Origin of the sequence: Anoxybacillus sp. LAT27, assembly GCF_022030075.1 — a bacterium.
GTDB classification, from domain to species: Bacteria; Bacillota; Bacilli; order Bacillales; family Anoxybacillaceae; genus Anoxybacillus; species Anoxybacillus kestanbolensis.
The window spans coordinates 1-282 of sequence record NZ_JAIWYK010000139.1 but is presented as its reverse complement, the minus strand read 5'-3'; the positions used below and the strand labels follow the sequence as shown (position 1 = coordinate 282).

General features: G+C 63.8%; 1 protein-coding gene. It reads right to left on the bottom strand.

The window, feature by feature from the left end:
* Nucleotides 1-282: FAD-linked oxidase C-terminal domain-containing protein (locus LD028_RS08855; RefSeq protein WP_275949116.1), on the bottom strand; the 282-nt coding region annotated here is incomplete at both ends.

Here is a 282-nt window from a genome sequence, read left to right as displayed (position 1 = left end):
AGATGGCGGCGATCTGCTCCACGTCCCGGTCCACCGTTTCCGGGTCTCCGTCCTGTCCGATCAACAGCATGGCGGCCGCGTCCGTCGGCAGGCCAATCCGCTTGAAATCCTCCACCACCCGGAGCGTCCCCTGGTCCATGAACTCCAGCGTCGCCGGAATGATCCGGCTGGCGATGATGTCGGAGACCGTCCGGGCTGCCTCCGTCAGGTTGGCAAACGTCGCCAGCATGACGCGCTGCACGGCTGGTTTGGGAATCAGCTTGAGAATCGCTTCGGTGATCA